Annotated in this window: 14 protein-coding genes and 2 pseudogenes; 6 read left to right on the forward strand and 10 right to left on the reverse strand. The window is 65.0% G+C overall.

What is annotated here, in order from left to right; genetic code table 11:
• Positions 1–61: 61 nt before the first annotated feature.
• A complete protein-coding gene (murJ, locus tag ABIB06_RS17780) occupies positions 62–1,621 on the reverse strand; it encodes a murein biosynthesis integral membrane protein MurJ (protein ID WP_354048968.1) in 1,560 nt (519 codons plus the stop codon).
• 126 nt (positions 1,622–1,747) lie between these two features.
• Between murJ and ABIB06_RS17785 the strand changes: the two genes are divergently transcribed.
• The gene (locus ABIB06_RS17785; protein WP_354069164.1) at positions 1,748–2,749 is read left to right on the forward strand and encodes an adenosine kinase; all 1,002 of its coding nucleotides are present in this window, start codon (positions 1,748–1,750) and stop codon (positions 2,747–2,749) included.
• A gap of 99 nt (positions 2,750–2,848) precedes the next feature.
• Here the strand turns inward: ABIB06_RS17785 and ABIB06_RS17790 are convergent, their stop codons facing one another.
• The gene (locus ABIB06_RS17790) at positions 2,849–4,543 is read right to left on the reverse strand and encodes an AMP-binding protein (RefSeq protein WP_354049083.1); all 1,695 of its coding nucleotides are present in this window, start codon (positions 4,541–4,543) and stop codon (positions 2,849–2,851) included.
• Positions 4,544–4,628: 85 nt separating this feature from the next.
• Positions 4,629–5,822, reverse strand: coding sequence for a serine hydrolase domain-containing protein (locus ABIB06_RS17795; RefSeq protein WP_354048970.1), 1,194 nt, complete (start codon positions 5,820–5,822; stop codon positions 4,629–4,631).
• Between the two features lie 366 nt (positions 5,823–6,188).
• On the opposite strand from ABIB06_RS17795, the gene ABIB06_RS17800 reads away from it, so the two are divergent.
• Positions 6,189–6,509: a hypothetical protein gene (locus ABIB06_RS17800; protein WP_354048972.1), complete on the forward strand. Its 321-nt coding sequence runs from the start codon at positions 6,189–6,191 to the stop codon at positions 6,507–6,509.
• Between the two features lie 114 nt (positions 6,510–6,623).
• Complete coding sequence (locus ABIB06_RS17805) at positions 6,624–8,117, forward strand: NAD-dependent succinate-semialdehyde dehydrogenase (protein WP_354048974.1); 1,494 nt, start codon at positions 6,624–6,626, stop codon at positions 8,115–8,117.
• Between the two features lie 80 nt (positions 8,118–8,197).
• On the opposite strand, the pseudogene ABIB06_RS17810 reads toward ABIB06_RS17805, so the two are convergent.
• From ABIB06_RS17810 to ABIB06_RS17820, 3 genes and pseudogenes are all read right to left on the reverse strand, one after another.
• Positions 8,198–10,415: pseudogene (locus ABIB06_RS17810) on the reverse strand (SLC26A/SulP transporter family protein).
• Between the two features lie 302 nt (positions 10,416–10,717).
• Positions 10,718–11,632, reverse strand: coding sequence for a phosphoribosylaminoimidazolesuccinocarboxamide synthase (locus tag ABIB06_RS17815; protein ID WP_354048976.1), 915 nt, complete (start codon positions 11,630–11,632; stop codon positions 10,718–10,720).
• Between the two features lie 77 nt (positions 11,633–11,709).
• Positions 11,710–12,627 (reverse strand): pirin family protein, encoded by a 918-nt coding sequence (locus ABIB06_RS17820; protein WP_354048978.1) that lies wholly within the window; start codon positions 12,625–12,627, stop codon positions 11,710–11,712.
• Between the two features lie 286 nt (positions 12,628–12,913).
• On the opposite strand from ABIB06_RS17820, the gene ABIB06_RS17825 reads away from it, so the two are divergent.
• Together ABIB06_RS17825 and ABIB06_RS17830 are read left to right on the forward strand one after the other, a co-directional pair.
• The gene (locus tag ABIB06_RS17825; protein WP_354048980.1) at positions 12,914–13,975 is read left to right on the forward strand and encodes an AraC family transcriptional regulator; all 1,062 of its coding nucleotides are present in this window, start codon (positions 12,914–12,916) and stop codon (positions 13,973–13,975) included.
• Between the two features lie 147 nt (positions 13,976–14,122).
• On the forward strand, positions 14,123–15,550 hold the full coding sequence (locus tag ABIB06_RS17830) for a serine hydrolase domain-containing protein (RefSeq protein WP_354048982.1): 1,428 nt from the start codon (positions 14,123–14,125) through the stop codon (positions 15,548–15,550).
• Between the two features lie 52 nt (positions 15,551–15,602).
• Here the strand turns inward: ABIB06_RS17830 and ABIB06_RS17835 are convergent, their stop codons facing one another.
• Positions 15,603–16,970, reverse strand: coding sequence for an MmgE/PrpD family protein (locus ABIB06_RS17835; RefSeq protein WP_354048984.1), 1,368 nt, complete (start codon positions 16,968–16,970; stop codon positions 15,603–15,605).
• 123 nt (positions 16,971–17,093) lie between these two features.
• On the opposite strand from ABIB06_RS17835, the gene ABIB06_RS17840 reads away from it, so the two are divergent.
• Entirely contained in the window at positions 17,094–18,209 is a 1,116-nt protein-coding gene (locus ABIB06_RS17840; RefSeq protein ID WP_354048986.1) for an FUSC family protein, read from the forward strand.
• Positions 18,210–18,261: 52 nt separating this feature from the next.
• Here the strand turns inward: ABIB06_RS17840 and ABIB06_RS17845 are convergent.
• The 3 genes and pseudogenes from ABIB06_RS17845 to ABIB06_RS17855 all read right to left on the reverse strand — a co-directional run.
• Positions 18,262–18,369: pseudogene (locus ABIB06_RS17845) on the reverse strand (2-hydroxychromene-2-carboxylate isomerase); the annotation flags it as partial.
• The gene (locus tag ABIB06_RS17850; RefSeq protein WP_354048988.1) at positions 18,366–18,854 is read right to left on the reverse strand and encodes a DUF2867 domain-containing protein; all 489 of its coding nucleotides are present in this window, start codon (positions 18,852–18,854) and stop codon (positions 18,366–18,368) included. The gene ABIB06_RS17850 and the pseudogene ABIB06_RS17845, both read right to left, overlap by 4 nt.
• Positions 18,851–20,245, reverse strand: coding sequence for an MATE family efflux transporter (locus tag ABIB06_RS17855; protein ID WP_354048990.1), 1,395 nt, complete (start codon positions 20,243–20,245; stop codon positions 18,851–18,853). Before ABIB06_RS17855 ends, ABIB06_RS17850 begins: the two co-directional genes overlap by 4 nt.
• Between the last annotated feature and the right edge of the window lie 162 nt (positions 20,246–20,407).

Here is a 20,407-nt window from a genome sequence, read left to right on the forward strand (position 1 = left end):
CCAACAGCGGCGGAGCGTCGTCAAGTGTAATTCGAGAGCCTACGCGCCAGGAGCCTGCGCGTCAGGAGCATGGCGCGTCAGGAGCCTTGGGGGCAGGCTTCCTCAGGGCGTTAACCGCCTCGCGCCAGGAAGCGACGCCGAGGACTTGCAGGAGCATGCCATAGACGGCGATCCCCGCCGCGATCTGCAGGCCCAGCACAATGAAGCGGATCAGGCCATGGGCCTCGGCAGGCACAAGATACACAGTCAGCCAGAGCAGGGCGCCCATGGCGGCTGCGGCGAGCACGATCCGGGGCAGCCGCTTGCGAGCGGCGGCATCGACCGAGAAGCCGAATTCGCCCGTGCCTTTCCGGAGCAGGGAGATCGCGCTGCTCCAGGCGCCGGCCGCAATGCTCGCGGCGATTCCCGTCGCACCGCAGAAGTGCCCGAGCACGACGGCAAGCGCGATCGCGACCACAAAGCCTTTGGCCGTTGCAAGCAGCGGCGTCGTCGTGTCGCTGCGGGCATAGAACGCCGGCGACAGCGCCTTGATCAGCACGTGCGCCGGCAGGCCCAGCGCCAGCCACATCAGTGCGCGCGCCGTGGCCGCGCTGTCCTCCGCACCGAAGGCGCCATGTTCGAACAGCATCCGCACGATCGGCTCGGCCAGCACGATCAGGCCCAGCGTGGCCGGCAGCGCCAGCCCGGTCGCGAGTTCGAGCGCGCGCGATTCCGCGTGCGCGACCGCATCACGGTCGCCGCTGCTCACTGCGCGCGTCAGCTCGGGCACCAGCACCGTGCCCACGGCGACGCCGACAATACCGAGCGGCAGCTCGATCAGGCGGTTGGCGAAATAGAGCCAGGAGACCGCGGCGGGCGTGGCCGAAGCGATGACCGCGCCGGCAACCATCAGCCATTGCGGCCCCGAGCCTGCGATCATGCCGGGAATGGCCTTAGCGAAGAAGCCACGCATTTCCTTGCCGAAGCTTGCACGCAGCGGTGTCGCCAGGCGTGCACTTCGCTGCGACAGCAGCATCAGGAGTTGTAGCAGGCCGGCGATGCCGACGATGGCCGCCAGCATCCGCGCGGCGAAGGTCGCGTCGGTGTGCCACAGCAGGAGTGCTGCGATCGCGGCGATCAGGGCAATGTTGAACAGCAGCGGCGAGAACGCGGTGAGGGCAAACCGCCCCTGCGCGTTGAGCAGACCCATCAGCACCGTGACGGGTCCCGCGAAGGCGAGATAAGGCAGCATCAGCCGCGCGTTCTGGACGGCGAGATCGAGCGTCGCGCTGCCGACGAAGCCCGGCGCGATGATCATGATGATCAGCGGCATGAGAACCGCGATCGCGATCGATATCGCGATCAGGCCCGCGCTGACCGTTCCGAGTACGCGTCCCGCAAACGCCGCCGCAGCGGCCTCGCCATCGCGGTCACGAACGCGCAGCCATGCCGGGATCAGCGCCGCATTCAGGGCCCCCTCGCTGAGCAGGCGCCGCACCACGTTGACGAGCTGGAACGCCGCCAGAAACGCGTCCGCCACCGCGCCGGTGCCGAGCAGCGCCGCGATCAGGGAATCCCGGGCGAAGCCGAGCAGTCGCGAGGCCAGCGTTCCCGTCGAGACAGTCAGGAAGGAGCGGATCATCGGAGCTGTTATAATACCGTTGCTTGCTCGCGCGGGCCCGGTCGTGATAGGCCGCGAGCCAGATTTCAGACCGACAGGAAGCGGATTTCCGCAGGTATCGCAATCCGCCAAACAGGATCAAGGTGAATGGCTGACGTGAAATATGACGTTCTCGGCATCGGCAACGCGCTGTTCGACGTGCTGGTCAAGACCGATGAAGCCTTTTTAGGCAAGCACAGCATGACCAAGGGCAGCATGTCCCTGATCGACGAGGCGCGGGCCGCCGCCATCTACAACGACATGGGCCCGGCGACGGAAGTTTCGGGCGGCTCGGCCGCCAACACCATCGTCGGCATCGGCAGCCTGGGCGCGCGCGCGGCCTATGTCGGCAAGGTCAAGGACGACCAGATCGGCAAGCTCTACGTCCACGACATCCGCGCTGCCGGGGTCGCCTTCAACACGCCCGCCGCGAAGGACGGCCCCGCCACCGGCTGCTCCTACATCCTGGTCACGGGCGACGGCGAGCGCACCATGAACACCTATCTCGGCGCGGCGCAGGATTTGTCGCCGGCCGACATCGACCCGGCCGAGATCGCCAGCGCCGGCATCGTCTATCTCGAGGGCTATCTCTGGGATCCGCCGGGGGCCAAGGAGGCCTTCGTCAAGGCGGCCAAGATTGCGCACGAGGCCGGCCGCAAGGTCGCGCTCACGCTGTCGGACTCCTTCTGCGTCAGTCGCTATCGCGACGAATTTCTGGGCCTGATGCGCAACGGCACCGCCGACATCGTCTTTGCCAACGAGTCTGAGCTGCACTCGCTCTACGAAACGTCCGACTTCGACACCGCGCTCAAGCAATTGCGCAACGACGTCAAGCTTGGCGTGGTCACGCGCAGCGACAAAGGCTGCGTGGTGGTGACGCCAACCGAGGCCGTCGCAGCGCCGGCGTCTCCGATCGCGCAACTCGTGGACACCACCGGCGCCGGCGACCTGTTCGCCGCCGGCTTCCTGTATGGCCTCTCGCGCGATCTCTCGCACAAGCAGTGCGGCGCGCTCGGCGCGCTCGCGGCCGCCGAAGTGATCCAGCACATCGGCGCGCGGCCGCAGGTGTCGCTGAAGGAGCTCGCCGGGCAGCGCGGGCTGACGGCGTAGCGCGGACGCTTTGCCCGTCATTGCGAGTGAAGCAATCCAGATTGTCCCCGAAGAAAGATTCTGGATTGCTTCGCTACGCTTGCAATGACGACAGGGAAATCACGCAGTCCTCGCAGCCTTCAATCCCAGCCGCTTTTCCACGTCGTCGCGCATCAGGAATTTCTGGATCTTTCCGGTCACCGTCATCGGAAACTCGTCGACGAATTCCACGTATCGCGGAATCTTGTTGTGGGCGATCTGCCCGTCGCAGAAAGCGCGCACCTCTTCCATCGTCAAATTCTCGCCGGGCCTGACGCGGATCCAGGCGCAGAGCTCCTCGCCGTAGCGGGCATCCGCAACGCCAAAGATCTGCACGTCCTGAATCTTGGGATGACGATAGAGAAACTCCTCGATCTCGCGTGGATAGAGATTCTCGCCGCCGCGGATCACCAGGTCCTTGATACGGCCCACGATGTTGCAATAGCCGGCGTCATCGATGACGGCGATGTCGCCGGTGTGCATCCAGCCGTTGGCGTCGAGCACATCCGCGGTCTTCTCCGTCTCCTCCCAGTAGCCCAGCATCACGCTGTAGCCGCGGGTGCAGAGCTCGCCCCGTTCGCCGCGCTTGACGATCTTGCCGTCGAGATCGATGACCTTAACTTCGACATGCGGATGGATTCGTCCGACCGTCGAGACGCGGCGCTCGAGCGGATCGTCGACGGCACTCTGGAAGCTGACCGGGCTTGTCTCGGTCATGCCATAGGCGATCGTGACCTCGCCCATGTTCATCTCGCTATTGACGCGCTTCATCACCTCGATCGGGCAGGGTGCACCAGCCATGATGCCGGTGCGCAGCGATGTCAGATTGAAATTTGAGAATTCGCCGTGGTCGAGTTCGGCGATGAACATCGTCGGCACACCGTATAGCGCGGTACATTTTTCCTGCTCGATCGTCCGCAGCGTCGCGAGCGGATCAAACCCTTCGCCAGGGTAGACCATCGTTGCGCCGAGCGTGACGGAGGCGAGGTTGCCCATCACCATGCCGAAGCAATGATAGAGCGGCACCGGAATGCAGATGCGGTCCGTTTCGGTCAGGCGCATGGCGCGGCCGACGAAATAGCCGTTGTTGAGAATGTTGTGGTGGGTCAGCGTCACCCCCTTGGGCGATCCCGTGGTGCCGCTGGTGAACTGGATGTTGACGGGATCGTCGAACTGCAGGGAGACACCAAGCGCGGCGAGCTGCTCCCGATGCACGGTCCCGCCCATGCCGGCGACCTCGTCGAACGGGATCGCGCCCGGGCAGGCGGGGCCGCCGATCTGGATCACGATGCGCAGGGCCGGCAGCCGCGCCGCCTGCAACTGCCCGGGCTTGGCGCTCGCAAGCTCTGGCAACAGTGTGTTGAGCAGGTCCATGTAGTTGCTGGTCTTGAACGCCGTCGCGGTGACGATGGCGCTACATCCGACCTTGTGAAGCGCGAATTCCAGCTCGCTCAGCCGGTAGGCCGGATTGATCGTCACCAGGATGAGGCCAGCCTTGGCGGCGGCGAACTGGGTCAGCGTCCATTCCGGCCGGTTCAGCGACCAGATTCCGATCCGTGCGCCGCGCTCGAGGCCAAGCGCGAGAAAACCGGCGGCGAGCGCGTCGACCCGCGCGGCAAACTCCTTCCATGTCCATCTCACGCCGTGACTGGGCGAGACCAGCGCCTCGCGATCGCTCCAGCGCTGCGCGGCCTGATCGAGGCTGCGCCCGATGGTGTCGCCGAGCAGCGGCGTGTCGGAGATGCCGCAAACGTAACTGTCGGCCTTGTCTGCCAAAATCAAAAAATGTCCTCCAGCCAGGTGCGTGGATGGCCGGGACAACAAGCCCGGCCATGACGCGTCGCGAGAGCTAAGGCGGGTCTTACGCCGCCTTCTGCCCACTGCCGGCACCGAGCCCGGCATAGACGCCGCGCTCGAAGCCAGCAAAAGCCTCCAGGCATTTTCCATCGGCAAATGGCAGCAACTGCATCAGGATCACGCCGGTGACGTCGCGCGCCGGGTCGATCCAGTAATAGGTGTTGGCGAGGCCCGCCCAGGCGAGGCTGCCCGCGCTGCGCCCCTCAGCGGTCTTGTCGGTGTTGATCATGAAGCTGAGGCCCCACTTCTTCACCTGCTCCGGATAGAGATCGACGTCGTTGGTGTACATCGGCGCCGCCGTGGTCATCTTGCCCATGGCGAGATCGCCGATGTGGTTCTGCCCCATCGTCGCGATAGTCTCGGCTTTCAGCACCTGATTGCCGTTGCCGCGGCCCTTGTTCAAGATCATCTGGGTGAACTTGATGTAGTCGGCCGCGGTCGAATAGAGGCCGCCGCCACCCATGTGGAATTCCGGCTCCTGCTCGAGCTCGAACGGGATCGCGGCGAGTTGGCCGTCCTCGCCGCGCGCATGCATCCCGACCAGGCGCTTGCGCATGTCGTCGGTGATCTTGAAGGCGGTATCGCTCATGCCGAGCGGTGCGAACAGATTGTCGCGCAGATAAGCATCGAGCCGCTTGCCGCTGACGGCTTCCACCGCCTTGCCGACGAAATCGATGTTGGTGCCGTATTCCCAGCGCGTGCCGGGATCGGTCATGATCGGCGTCTTCAACGCAGCGTTCTGGCAGCTGGTGATGGCTGGGATGCCGGTCTTGTCCAGATAGACCGCGAGATCGCCGTTCCACATGTTGTAGCAGAAGCCGGCGGTGTGGGTCATGAGCTGGCGCAGCGTGATCGGCCCCTTGGCCGGCCGCAGCTTGGCTTCGCCCTTGGCATCGAAACCTTCGAGCACCTCCGGCTTGGCGAGATCGGGCAGCACCTCGCCGATCGGCGCGTCCAGCGACAGCTTGCCTTGCTCGACCAGTTGCATCGCGCCCGCTGATGTCACCGCCTTCGTCATCGATGCGATCCAGAACACGCTGTCGGCGGTCATCGCATCCGGCTTGGACAGATCGCGTTTGCCGAACGCGCCCTGATAAAGCACGTCGGTACCGCTGGCGGCGATGGCGACGACGCCGGGAATCTCCTCGGCCTCGCTCTTCTGGCGCAGAATCTCGTCGATCTGGTCTTTGCTTTGCATCCGCGTTTCCTCCGGTTTGATTATTGTTGGAAGCGATCGATTGTCCTCCCGCGTGCTCCGCGCGGCAAGCACATCCATGGATTTGCGCCGGTCGCGATGTCGTGACTTGACGGTCCACGCCCCGCGCAGGACGACAAGGGCCACGCAGGACGACAAGGCTGCTGAACTGCAACACTCCGTCACAATCTGCGGTGGATCGCCGCAACCAGCCGTGACCGTGGATACGCACGGGCAAAATGTTTTGAGTGTTTGAAGCACTTGAAACATTTTGTGCGTTGCGGCGTTCAACTCTCGGCCCGATCTGCGGCCGACGTTAAGATTTGATGCAAATTTGGCGGCCGTCCACCGGCCGCGAGGGGACCTCAGATGATTTCGACCTGGAGCGAATGGAAGCGCTATCCCCGTCCCGGACGGGGCGACAATCTCGAAGCGCCGATCGCACCCGGCATCTACGAAGTCCGCACCGCGGGCACCGGTGCGCTCTATTCGTTCGGCGCGGTCGACAATCTGGCGCAGGCGCTTGCGCTGCTGCCGGTCGGCTCGAAATCCTGGTTCGGCCGCCGCGATGCCTCCGACGCCCCCGCTCTCGAATACCGGACGTGCGCGACTTCCTCGAAGGCCGACGCCAGGGCCGCCGCCGAACGCATGATCGGACGGCGCGAGACGTATATGAGCGGCGCGGCGTAAATCCCCCCTGCTCCGAGCCTAGCTCCCAGCAGATGTGCGTTGCGGGACGGTGCATTGCGCGCCGCTTGTCCCTATATTCCGGGCGAACCTGAAAAGCCCCCTGGGAGTAACGCCATGACCCCGACCGCCGCCGCACGCGCTCAGCACGCCACGTCCAATCTGCGCGACCGGTTGAAGGACCCGTCGCTGCTGAAGGAGGCCTGCTACATCGAAGGCGCCTGGGTCGGCTCGCCGGTCTTCGCCGTCAACAACCCCGCGACCGGCGTCGAGCTCGCAAAGGTTCCGCAGCTTTCGGCGGATGATGCCACCAAGGCGGTAGAAGCCGCGGAGCGCGCGTTTCCGGCCTGGGCCAAGCACACCGCCAAGCAACGCTCCAATATCTTGCGCAAATGGTTCGAGCTGATTATCGCCAATCGCGAGGACCTCGCACTGATCCTCACCTCCGAGCAGGGCAAGCCGCTCAGCGAAGCTCTCGGCGAGGTCGACATCGGTGGCGCTTATGTCGAGTTCTTCGCCGAGGAAGCCCGCCGCGTCTACGGCGAGACCATTCCGACACAGCGGCCGGATGCGCGGTTGCTCGCGATCAAGCAGCCGATCGGCGTCTGCGGCGCGATCACGCCGTGGAATTTCCCGAACTCGATGATCACGCGCAAGGTTTCGCCGGCGCTTGCGGCCGGCTGCACCGTGGTGCTGAAGCCCGCCAATGAAACGCCGCTGTCGGCGTTGGCGCTTGCCGTGCTCGCGGAGAAAGCCGGCGTGCCCAAGGGCGTGTTCAACATCGTCACCGGCGATGCAGCGCCGATCGGCAAGGTGCTGTGCGAGCATCCGGCTGTGCGTTTCGTCGGCTTCACCGGGTCGACCGCGGTCGGCAAGATTCTGTACCAGCAGGCCTCCGTTGGCGTGAAGCGGCTGGGCCTCGAGCTCGGCGGCAACGCGCCGTTCGTGGTGTTCGACGACGCCGATATCGATGCGGCGGTCGAAGGCGCGATCGTCTCGAAATACCGCAACATGGGCCAGACCTGCGTCTGCGCCAACCGGCTTTATGCCCAGGACAAGATCTACGACGAGTTCGTGCAGAAGCTGTCGAAAAAAGTTTCTGCGATGAAGATCGGCGATGGGACGGAAACCGGCATCACGCAGGGCCCGCTGATCAATTTGAAAGCGGTGGACAAGGTCGAGCGCCACATCGCCGACGCCGTGAAGCGCGGCGCCAAAATCGTCACGGGCGGGAAGCGCAGCGAGCTCGGACGCTCGTTCTTCGAGCCGACGGTGCTCTCCGACGTCAAGCCGGACTCGCTGGTGGCACAGGAGGAAACTTTCGGCCCGCTCGCGCCGGTGATCCGCTTCAAGGAAGAGGCCGATGTGATTGCGATGTGCAACGCCTCGCCGTTTGGCTTGGCTTCGTACTTCTACTCCCGCGATCTCGGCCGCGTCTGGCGCGTCGCCGAAGCGCTGGAGTCGGGCATGGTTGGCGTCAACACCGGTCTGATCACCACCGAAGTCGCACCCTTCGGCGGCGTCAAGGAAAGCGGCTTGGGGCGCGAAGGCTCGCATCACGGCATGGAAGAATATGTCGAGATCAAATACGTGATGATGGCGGGGGTGTAGGCTCGCCATTTCCTGGTCGTCCTGGCTTTCGCCAGGACGACATCGGAGTATGTGGCAGGCTAGTGCCGTGATGGCAGCTCCTACCGCCTCAGCACCGCGATCGTCCGGTTCGCGAAGGTCAGCCGCTCGGCCATGACCGACACGAAATAGGTCAGCAGCTTGTGGCTGAGCGCGGGGTCCTCGACTTTGATCGCGTCGAACTGGTGCGTGTTGAGCACGTAGAGCACGCTGTCGACCTCGGCCTGGATGGTGGCGCTGCGCGGTGTCTGTGACACCAGCCCCATCTCCCCGATCGTGGTGTAGCGGCCGAGGCTGCGCACGCGCGTGGTGCGATCGTCGTTGGCCGGAATCATGATGCCGACGCGGCCCTCGAGGATGAAATGCATGGAATCGGCGGGGGCGCCAGCCTGCACGATGACCTCGCCGGCTTCGACCTCAATGCGCTGGCAACGGCGGATCAGCTCGTCGGCGCTGTCCTCGCTGCCGAGCATTCGCGTGAACCAGTCGCGCAGGCTGGCTTCTTCCTGCGCCAGCTCCTGATGCTGCGAGATGAGCTCGTTCTCGCACCATTCCAGCGCGTGATCGAGCTCGAGGATGATGGTGACGCCCTCGCCGACGAAGTCGCTGGGAGCGCAGCACCTTCTCGGCCGCAGCCGACAGATGCACCAGGATCAGCTCGACGCCGAGTTCGCCAGCGCTGCGCTTGATCTGGGCAAAGCTATAGGCGGCCGATGAATCGACGCCGGTGACGAGCTTGAAGTCGAACAGCAGATAGCGGCATTCGGGGCGTTCCTGAAGCAGCTGCTTGACGTGCTGGTAGAGCCGGTTGGCGGAGCCGAAGAACAGATAGCTCTGGAGATTGAGGCCCCGGATCTTGCCGCCATGGGTCAGCAGCACCTCCTGGTCGTCGCGCGAGCGGTCGAGCGAGGAGCGATACTCCGAGCCGTCGAAACTGTATTTGATCGACTCGACCCGCGCGGCGCTGAACGCAAACGTCGCGCAGCCGATGATCACACCGATCAGGATGCCCGGCACGAAACCCCAGGCCACGATGATCGCGATGATGGCGATCAGCGACAGATATTCGCGCTTTGAAAGCCGCTTGCGCGATTCGATGATCCATTTGTGCAGCTGGTCGGCGCCGAGATAGAGCAACAGGCCGCCGAGCACGAATTTGGGGATGAAGCCGAGCAGCTCGGGCGCGACGGCGAGCATCAGCAGCGACAGCGCCGCGACGGTGAGGCCTGACAGGCGCCCGCGGCCGCCGCTGCTGAAATTAAGCATTGAGCGGCTGGTCGAGCTGCAGCCGGGATAGCCGCCCAGCATGCCGGTCAGGATATTGGCGGCGCCCGTGACGTTCAGCTCACACTCCAGATTGGCTTCGCGATGCGTGGCCACCTCGATGCCGGTGGTGTTGAACAGCGTGCTCGAGGCCGTGACGAAGATGACGGCGACGACATTGCCAAGCAGGTCCGGTATGGCAAACTAGGGATAGCGGGCGAGATCGTCGGTATGCCAGGGCAGCATGAAGACCGCTTGCGGCGGGGGCTGAAAGGTCCAGCCCAACGTGCGGGCGTCATCGACGGAAACGCCGGTGATCCAGAACGCCAGATGCGCGGTGAGCACGCCGCCGACCAGTATGATCGGCAACCCGAACGGGCTGCGCGAGCGGTGCCAGGTGAGATACAGCACCAGCGCCATCGCGCAGGCGGCACCGAGTTCCAGCAAGATGGTGCGGTCGGCGAAGTGCGACAGTGTCGCGAATTGCAGCGGATGGTCGGTGATCACCCGGACCGCACCCATGACGATGAGAAGGCCGGTAGCGCCGAGAAAGCCGCCGACCACCGGATAAGGCACGTAGCGGATGGCGCGGCCAAGCCGGGTCAGGCCCAGTCCACACAGCACCAATCCTGTCAGCATCGTCGACAGGCCGAGGGTGATCAGGACCGCCGAGAGCAGCGGCTCCGACAGGTTCGCCGTCTCGATGCGCTCGACCACCGAGGCGGCCAGGATACCCGTCACCGCGGCGGTCGAGCTGTCAGGAGCTGCAATCGCGAAGGGCAGGGAGCTGCCGAGCCCGATGACGGCCGCAAGCACCGCGGAGCTGACGAAAGTCGCCGTGATCCCATAGGACAGATAGGGCGACAACGGCCCCGCGAAGATCAGCAGCGCGTAGGACAGGCCGAACGTGACGGTCAGAACGCTGGCGGCGCTCCCGCCCAATACATCATTCAGCGCGCGCTTGAGGGCCGGTTCTAATCGCGGAGCCGGACGGAGGGTAATTGCTGGATCGGTCACGCCGTGGCGCTCGCCCCTGAAAAAATCTCATCTGAGACGTAGACGACTACAGGCTTAGCGCAACAGGATTCTTGAAAGTATAAAGTACCAGACAGTTTCGCGGCGAGGTTGTTTGCTCAATCCCCGTAAATTATCTCCGCAAATTCGGTGTCTTCCTGGCGAAAGCCAGGACCCATTACCCCAGGGAGGAGTCGTGACGCGAGCTGACGACCACGAGCCTTCGCCAAACCGCTCCCTGTGGTAATGGGTCCTGGATCGGCGCTCACTTCGTTCGCTGGTCCAGGACGACGATAACGCCTGCGCTAAATCTTCAGCTCCGCCCCCGTCACCCGCCGATACGCTTCCAGATACCGCTTGCTGGTCGCCTCCACCACGCTCGCCGGCAGTGGCGGCGGCGGGGCGTCGCCGTTCCAGCGGCCGGCGCGGCGTTCGATGTCGAGATAGTCGCGCAGCGGCTGCTTGTCGAAGCTCGCCTGCGGCCGGCCGGGCTTGTAGGCGTCGACCGCCCAAAAGCGCGAGGAGTCCGGCGTCATGACTTCGTCGATCAGGATGATGCGGCCGTCCTTGTCGCGGCCGAACTCGAACTTGGTGTCGGCAATGATGATGCCCTGCTCGCGGGCGAGCTCCTCGCCGAGCGTGTAGATCGCGCGCGTCATGCTCTCGAGCGTGTAGGCCGTCTCGTCGCCCACGACCTCACGCATCTTCGCGATGGTGATATTCTCGTCGTGGCCGGTCTCGGCCTTGGTCGCGGGGCTGAAGATCGCTGGCTCCAGCTTTTCGCTCTCGACCAGGCCCGCTTTCAGCTTCTCGCCGGCCAGCGTGCCGGAGCCGGCATATTCCTTCCAGGCCGATCCCGAGAGATAGCCGCGGATCACGCATTCGATCGGAAACACGGTGGTGCGGCGGCAGAGCATCGCGCGGCCGAGAATCTCGGCGCGATGCGGCTTCAACGCCGGAATGGCTGCAATGATCTCGTCGGTGTCGGCGCTGATCATGTGATGCGGCACCACGCCGTCGAGCTCGTTGAACCAGAACGCGCTCACTTGCGTCAGCACCGCGCCCTTCATCGGGATGGTCTCACCCATCACGACGTCGAAGGCGCTGATGCGGTCGGTGGTGACGAGCAGCAGGCGATCGTCGTCGATGGCGTAGATATCGCGCACCTTGCCGCGTCCGATCTTGGGGAGGGGCAAGTCGCTGGAGAGCATGAGGGTCATCGGCAGAACTTTCGGAGCAAGGCCTTGCGACAGGAAATCCGGCCGCGCCTGAGAGCGCGACCGGAAACCGGATTAGCCTATTCCGGCAGCGGAATGAACTCATGTTCCTGAGGAACCCCCGCGAAGCGGCCCGTTTTCCAGTCCTGCTTGGCCTGCTCGATCCGCTCCTTGCTGGAGGAGACGAAATTCCACCAGATGTGGCGCGGTCCCTCCAGCGCATCTCCGCCGAGAAACATCATCCGCGTGGCCTTGAGCGCCTTCACCGTAATGCGGTCGCCGGGCCGGAAGATCAGCAGTCGCGGCCCCTCATAGCGCTCGTTCGCGATCTCGATCTCGCCGTCGACCACGTAGATCGCGCGCTCTTCGTGATCGGGGTCGAGCGGTACGATCGCGCCCGCGACCGCCGTGACCTCGGTGTAGAACCAGGGCGATACCATCGTAACAGGCGAGGTGGTGCCGAAGGCTGAGCCCGCGATCACCTTCGCGGTGAAGTCGCGCTCGGAAATCATCGGCAGATCGCCGGCCCCATAATGCTGGAACGACGGCGCGATCTCTTCAGAGCCCGCCGGCAGCGCGATCCAGCTTTGCAGGCCCAGCATCTTCTGGCCCGACGCGCGCTGCACATCCGGCGTGCGTTCGGAATGCGCGATGCCGCGCCCGGCCGTCATCAAATTCATCGCGCCGGGCTGGATTTCCTGGATGTTGCCCTCGCTGTCGCGATGCATGATGGCGCCGTCGAACAGATAGGTGACGGTGGCGAGCCCGATATGCGGATGTGGCCGCACGTCCATGCCCTTGCCCGAGACAAATTGCACCGGCCCGAAATGATCGAAGAAGATGAAGGGCCCGACCATCTGCCGCTTGCCATGCGGCAACGCGCGCCGCACCGCGAACCCGTCGCCGAGATCGCGGGTACGCGGCACGATAACGAGATCGAGCGCGTCGCAGGACATGGGATCGCCAAGCACGGGATCGTTCGAGGGTTGCCAGCTCATGGTGGACTCCTTTTGGCTTTTTCGAGCTAAATCGTAGCAGGATTTCGTTCGGCCGTCGCCCCAAAGCCCGGCCACATACTCCGCCGTCGTCGTCCGCGAAGACGGACGATCCAGTACGCCGAGGCCTATCGATTCAATCAAAACTGTCTCGGATTACTGGACGCCCGGGTCAAGCCGGCGATGACAGCGGTGGGCGCGCTAGCCCTGGCCTGAGGATGGTCCTTGAAAAAAGGAGCCCAACGAACGATGTTCGGCTGATTTCAATCGCGACTGATCGCATCGCCCGATGACACTTGCCGCAACCGAGCTCGCCTTTCGCGCCTCCAGCGTCGCGCTGCTGCTGGTGCTGGCGGCGTCACTGCTGCAGGACTTCCGCAATGTGTTGGCTGCCCGTCTCGGCGCGGCCTTCGCATTGGGCGCGGCCGCGCATGCCGTGAGCTATTCGTTGGATGTCACGTCGCGGATCCCGCTCTGGCATGCACCGCAGATCGCATTGTCGACCGGCACCATGGTGGTGTTCTGGCTGTTCACACGTTCCCTGTTCGACGACGAGTTTCACCTCCGCTGGTGGCACGGATCGGTCTGGGCGCTGGTGGCGGCCTTCAGCTTCGCGGGCTGCGTCTGGATTGCACCCAGCGGCCATTTGCGGTTCTCCGTGACGGTGGTCAATCTGATCGTGCTCGGCTTCATTGCGCTTGCGATCGGGCAGACGATCGCCTCCTGGCCGGCTGACCTGGTCGAGCGCCGCCGCAGCGTTCGCGTCTTCATCGTCTGCGCAACCGCGCTCTATGGCGGGTTGAATGCGGTGCTCCAGATCGCCGTCGCCGGGCACCACGTCGGCGATGTCGCCGAAACCATCAATGCCGGCGGGCTCACCTGCACCGTCGCGGCGATCGTCTATGCCATGATGCGCGTTGACGGGGCGGATCTGTTTCCGGCCGTTGCGGAGCCCGCACCGGCAGTCGTTTTCATTCAGCCTGCGGCCGATGACGCCGCCGATCAAAAGCTCATCGACGCCTTGATGCGGCTGATGGCGGACGAGCGAATCTATCGTCAGGAAAACATCACCATCGGGGTGCTGGCGGGCCGGCTGAAAATTCCGGAATACCGGCTGCGCCGGCTGATCAATCAGCGGCTCGGCTATCGCAATTTCAATGTGTTTCTGAACAATCACCGGATCGAGGAGGCCAAGGCCGCGCTCGCCGATCGCACCCAGGCCGAGGTTCCCGTCATCACCATCGCGATGGACGCCGGCTTCCAGTCGCTCGGCCCGTTCAACCGCGCCTTCAAGGCGGTCACAGGCGTGACCCCGACGGAGTATCGGCGGCTCAAGGCGGAAGCCGTCTAGACTATTAGCTCACTGAAATCACATCAGAATTTCAAATTCGGCTAGCCCCGGCCAGTTTCGACGAGGCCGTATTTCAAATCCGGCGAGCACCTTCGCCCGCATCCGGCTCCTTCTCCGCCACTCGCCCCCGAAGCTGGAGAAAGCCCCGTGACCCGCCGCCGCAAGATCATCCTCGCTACCACCGCCATCGCCCTTGCCGGCCTCGCCCTCGGCGCGGCGCGGGCCCGCGACGTGCCGAAGGTTGCCACCGGCTTCATCGCCGACACGCTCTGCTCGGAGACGTTCGTCTCCGGCCTCGATCCCATGCGCGACCTCGCCGAGACCACCGACGCGATGCCAGGCGCGGGTCTGTTGGCCTGGGCGATGGATGTTCAGGTCGATCGCGCGCGTAGGGATGTCACCGTGAGCCTGTTCGGCATCGGCCGCAGCCATGCCGTCTATCGCGAGGGGCTCGGCTGCACGCTCGAGCACGGCCAGGGGATCGCCGACGTCGCGCTGCCGTCGAATGACAAGCAGCCCGCCTTGCTGCCCGAAATCGCAGGTCCGGGACTCGTGCCGCCGCAAAGCGAGGGGCTGTCAGCCGCGCTCGACCGCGCTTTCGCCGAACCCGCGCAACCGCCTTATCGCCGCACCCGCGCGATCGTCGTCATGAAGGCCGGGCGCATCGTTGCCGAGCGCTATGCTGATGGTGTCGGGCCGGAGACGCAGCTGCTCGGCTTCTCCATGACGAAGTCGGTGATGTCAGCGCTGACGGGCATCCTCGTGCGCCAGGGCAAGTTGAAGCTCGACGGGCCCGCGCCAATCACCGCCTGGCAAAATCCGGATGATCCGCGCCATGTCATCACCGTCGATCAGTTGCTGCGTCACACCGCCGGCATTGCGCTCGGTAGTTCGTTGCAGGCCTCGCTCGGCTCCGCGCTCGAGCCGGTCAATGCCATGAAATATGCAGAGGACGATATGGCCAGCTTTGCCGAGCACGCGCCGCTTGCGACTGCACCGGGCACGGCGTGGAATTACCATGACGGCAACTTCCTCATTCTCGCGCATCTGATCCGTAACGCCGCCGGCGGCAAGCCCGCCGATGCGCTTGCCTTCGCGCGCCGCGAATTGTTTGCGCCGCTCGGCATGAACAACGTCACGCTCCAGCTCGACGGAGCCGGCACGATCGAGGGCTCCGGCGAGATGCTGGCATCCGCGCGCGACTGGGCGCGCTTCGGCCAGCTCTATCTCAACGACGGCGTCGCCGGCGGCAAGCGCATCCTGCCCGAGGGCTGGGTGAATTATTCGGCGTCGGCGACGCCCAACGCCTGGGTCGGTATCGGCGCCGGCTTCTGGACCAACCAGGGCGACAGCTTTGGCGCAAAGTTTCGCGTCACACATGGCTGGCCGCGCGATGCCTTCTTCGCCAAGGGCACGATCGGGCAGTACACGATCATTATTCCCTCGGAACGACTCGTGATCGTCCGGCTCGGCCGCTCGCTGAACGCACCGCCGGAAGCGGACGGTGTGTTCGATCTGGTACGCGACGTAGTGGCAACGATGCGCGAGAAGGGAAAGGCGGCGGGGACGAATTGAGGTGCCCTCTTGCGCGCCTCTTATCCTTCCTTGGAGGAGAGAAGAGGGCCTACTACCTCCCCAGCTCGGTCGCCTTTGCCACTCGATCGAACCGCTCCAGCGTCATGATCGCGTCCGCGAATGTCTCCGCGCGCGCGTTCAGCACCGGGCGTGCCAGGGTCAAAAACTTCTGCTGCATCGCCTGCGCGTCGGGGAAGGAGGTCGGCTCTCCCGAGGGATCGGCGTAGAGCCGCTCATGCACGCCGTCGTCCGTCGTGATACTCGCGCGCGCGCCAAAGGGGTGAGTGCGGCCGATTTCGAGCCGGTCGTCCTGCACCACGTCGAACTTGTCGGCGAGCGCGTCGATGGCGGCGTCGCCAAGGCGGGTGTAGTCGTCCCAGCCAAACGAGCCCTGGTCGAGCGCGAGCGCGCCGGTGAAGAACATCGAGAACTGGCCGCCGACGATCGAGGTGGGATGGCGCTTGGTCGCGGCGTCGCCGGTCAGCGTGATGCCGTTGCGGTGCAGGCCGATCTCCACGCGCTTGACCTGATCGGGCGTCAGATTGTGCTCGCGCCGCATCGCGATCAGCGCGTCGATCGCAGCATGGGTGTAGCGGCAGCTCGGATAAGGTTTTACGCCGATCTTCATCGTCTCATAGGTCTTGCCGAGCTCGGCGACCGCCTTGTCGGGATGCGCATCATCGGTGTAGCCGGCGAGCAGGCCATGCTTGCCCTCGACCGATTCCGTCGCGCCGACGAAATCGTTGCGCGCCAGCGTTGCTGCGATCACGCCGTTCATCGCGGCGGCGCCGACCTGATAGCGCTTGTTCCAGGCGCCATTGACCAGAAATTGCAGCGAGCCCGCGGCCTGGCTGCCGGCGACGCCGAAGGCGGCGATGAGCTGTTGCTCGGAGAGGCCGAACAGCTTGCCGGCGGCCGCCGCTGCGCCATAAGTGCCTGCGGTGGCGGTCGGGTGAAAGCCGCGCGCATAATGCGAGGACGGGTCGAGCGCATTGCCGAGCCGGCAGCAGACTTCATAGCCAGCAACGATCGCGGTCAGCACGTCGCGCCCGGAGGCGCCGACCATCTCGCCGATGGCGAAGGCGGCCGGAACCACCGGCGCGCTCGGATGCAGCGAGGAATCGGCGTGGGTGTCGTCGAAGTCGAGGGAATGGCCGAGTGCGCCGTTGAGCAGCGCCGCGACCGCCGGCGTCCAGGTCTTGCTGTCGCCGAACACGGTGGAGTCGCCCTTGGCGTCGAGCGCGAGCGCCTCCAGCATCTTCAGGATCGAAGGGGTCGATTCCGCTTCGCTGCGGGCCCGGATGGCGCTGCCGAGGAAGTCCAGCGTCAGCACTTTTGCCCGATCCAGCACTTTCGCCGGAATATCCCCGTATTTCAGGCTGGCGACATAGGCGGCGAGCGTTGCGGTTTCGTGGGCCATCGTGTTTCCTCGTTTTGGCGCGCAAGTTAAGCGGGCTGATTTGGCCTTTCAAGCGGCCTCGGGACCGCGGGCATCAGCTATGCTTTTGGCGGCTTTACGAGGGTTGGACCGGGATACTCGACGATGGCATTCGCAGGAGAGCTGTTCGACCGGGTCTGGTCGCGCAAGACGCAATTGGGGCTGGCGGTCCGGGTCACGGTGGCGGCCACCGGCGCCTACGCGCTCGCCACCGCGCTGCATCTCTTGTTGCCGCTCTGGGCCGTCCTCACTTCCATCATCGTGACCCAGATGAGCGTCGGGCGCTCGCTGAAGGCGACACGCGACTACATGCTCGGCACCATCGGCGGCGCGATTTATGGCGGCGCTATCGCGATCCTGATCCCCTATTCCGGCGAACTGGGCCTGCTGGGTCTTCTGGTGCTGGCCGTGGCGCCGCTTGCCTTTGTCGCATCGATCTATCCGAATCTAAGCTCTGCAACGGTGACCGCCGTGATCGTGCTCGTGCTTCCGTCGATGCATCATGCCGATCCCATGGCCTCGGCGATTGATCGCGTCAGCGAAGTTTCGGTCGGCGCGGTGACGGGGCTGCTCGTCTCGTTCCTGGTGCTGCCATCGCGCGCGGTGCGGCAAATTCGCGCCAGCGCGGCGAAGCTGCTCGAATTGATCGCAGAAGCCTTCAGCGAATTGCTCGCGGGCCTGACGCGCGGCCGGGACAATGACGCGCTGCATCGGATTCAAGACGGTATCGGCGCCGCAATGGTCGGCATGAATACCATTGGCACCGAAGCTGAGCGCGAGCGCTCTGCGCGATTGTCGAGCGGGCCGGACACCGGCCCGTTGTTGCGCACGATCTTGCGGCTGCGCCATGACGTCGTGATGATCGGCCGCTCGACCGTGGTGCCGTTGCCGGTCGAGGTGCAGACACGGCTTGCCGTGCCGCTGACGGAAGTCTCGACCGTGATCGCACGCTTCCTGCGTTCGGCCGCTGCGGCCTTGCGCGAAGGCGGCGGCGCCCCGCCGATCCATCCCGTGCACGTCGCGCTTCAGCATTATGCCGAAGCGGTCGCCGCTGTGCGCCAGGACGGCCTGATCCGGGGCCAGCCGAGCGACACCGCGGAGCGCTTCTTCGCGCTGGGCTTTTCGCTCGAGCAGATGCACCAGAATCTCTGCGATCTCGACCGCGTCGTCGGCGAATGGTCGGAGGCGGCGGCCGACAAGCCCGCGCGCGCGGCGGAGTGAGCTACCGCCGCGTCAGGCCCTTGCCCCATACGCCAGAGCGGCAGGTCGATGCGAGTTTGACCGCGAGATCAAATTCCGCGACGAGCTTCAGCGTCTTCGGCAGCGCCAGATAGCTGAACGGACTGCGGAAGGAGTAGAAGAGGTCGACGGACAGGGTCATCGCGCCGGCTCCGCGATGCGTCCCATCATGCTGCGGGCCACAAGCTTGTGGAACGGCGTGATCAGGGTGAGATAGGCACGGCCGAGCAGATTGTTGGTCCGCACCAGCGTGGTCAATGTCACCCCCTGACCCGCGGCATCGCCGGCCACGTCGACGACGATGCGGAAGTCGAGATGAGAGTCGTCAAAACCCGCGACGAGCCGATCCGGGGTTTCGCTGAGGACCGGAAACAGGCCGATCAGGCCGCCTGGCGCCGGCGCGCCTTCGCCTGATGTCTTGAGTCCGAACGGAGCCACCAGGACGTTGCGCAGGCGCACGAGGGCATCGATCCAGCGCGGTCCGTGCAGCACCATCCTGGTGCAGGCCTCGCGGGCGTCGAGCTGTTGTTTGCCGGTCGCGACGCGAAAGGCGTCGATGAACTGCGCGCCGACCAGCAGCCGGCCGGCATCGACATTGGGGGTGACTTCGCGGACAGTCCCGATCATTCCGCCAATTTGCGCGTCAACATCCGAAAGCGCAAGATCAGAAGCCCGGCATAGACGAACGATCCGATCGACAGTCCGATCCAGACACCGACGGCGCCGAAATCGGCGTGGAAGGCGAGCCACCAGGCGATCGGAAAGCCGACGCACCAATATCCGATCGCGGCGAATACCAGCGTCATCCTGGTGTCATTGATGCCGCGCAGCGCGCCGCCCATGATGGTCTGGATTGCATCGGCGATGAAGAAGGTCGCGCCGACCAGGAGCAGCGTCGCGGTCAGCTCGACGGTCGCCATGCTCGCCTCGCCGCTCCCGAAGAACAGCCGTGCGAGCTGATAGCGGCCGAGGATGATCGCGACGGTCAGGGCCGAGACGAACGCGATCCCGATCACCGCTGCGACGACACCTGCGCGCTTCACCGCGAGCGGCTCACCGCGGCCGAAGGCGTGGCCGACCCTCACCGTGGCCGCCATGCCGATGCCGAGCGGGACCATGAACAGCACGGCGGTGACCTGGAGCGCGATCTGATGCGCCGCGAGCGCGGTCGTCGAGATCAACCCCATCAGCAGGGCCGCCGACGAGAACAGGCCATATTCCAGCAGCAGGGAGAACGAGATCGGGGCGCCGATCGCGATGAGCCGGCGCATCACGGGCCAGTCGATCCGCCAGAGATGAGCGAGCAGACGATAGTCCGCGAACGGCTTGCGCAGCCCCGCAATGGCGAGCGTAGCGACGAAAGTGCCGAGATTGACCAGGGTGGTCGCAAGCCCCGCGCCGAACAGGCCGAGCTCCGGCAGGCCGAACAGGCCATGGATCAGGCAATAGACCAGCCCGGCATTGATGGGGATGGCCGCGAGCGTGATCCATAGCGGCGCCTGCGGCCGGTTCACCGCGCTCATCATGCTGCGCAGCGCGATGAAGCCCAGCGCCGGCGCGATGCCCCAGGCCAGCCCGTTCAGATAGCGCTGCGCGAGCGCGGCCGAGTGCGGCGCCTGTCCGAGCGCGATCAGGATGTGCTCGCCATAGAGCGGCGAGGCCATCATCGGCAGCGAGATCAGGAGCGCGACCCACAGGCCGACGCGCAGGGAGCGGCGGATGCGCCTGACATCGCCGGCGCCGAAGGCCTGCGCGACCAGCGGCGAAACCGCTGCCATCAATCCGAGCCCGAAGGTGAAGCTGACGAAATAGACCGTATGAGCCAGCGCCGCCGCGGCGACCGCGGCTTCGCCGAGCCGCCCGATCAGCGCGAGATCGGTCGTGATCATCGCGATCTGCCCGAGCTGCGTCAGCATCATCGGCACGGCCAGCCGCAGCGTCTCGACGAACTCGTCGGCGAGAGGATCTGGCGGCACGCCGGCTTGCGGCTGCGAACGAGGCTGGACGGTGTCGAGCATGGCTATCCAATAGCATCGCAGGGCGACGAAAACATGGCCTCACTCTCGTGTCCCGGACGCGCGGAGCGCGAGCCGAGACCCAGAATCACGAGCGCTGTCTTTGCGGTATGGGCCCCGGCTCAGCAGCGCATCACTCGCGTGCTGCGCTGCGTCCGGGGCACG

The sequence above is a fragment of the Bradyrhizobium sp. LB8.2 genome, from assembly GCF_040548035.1.
Taxonomy (GTDB): Bacteria; Pseudomonadota; Alphaproteobacteria; order Rhizobiales; family Xanthobacteraceae; genus Bradyrhizobium.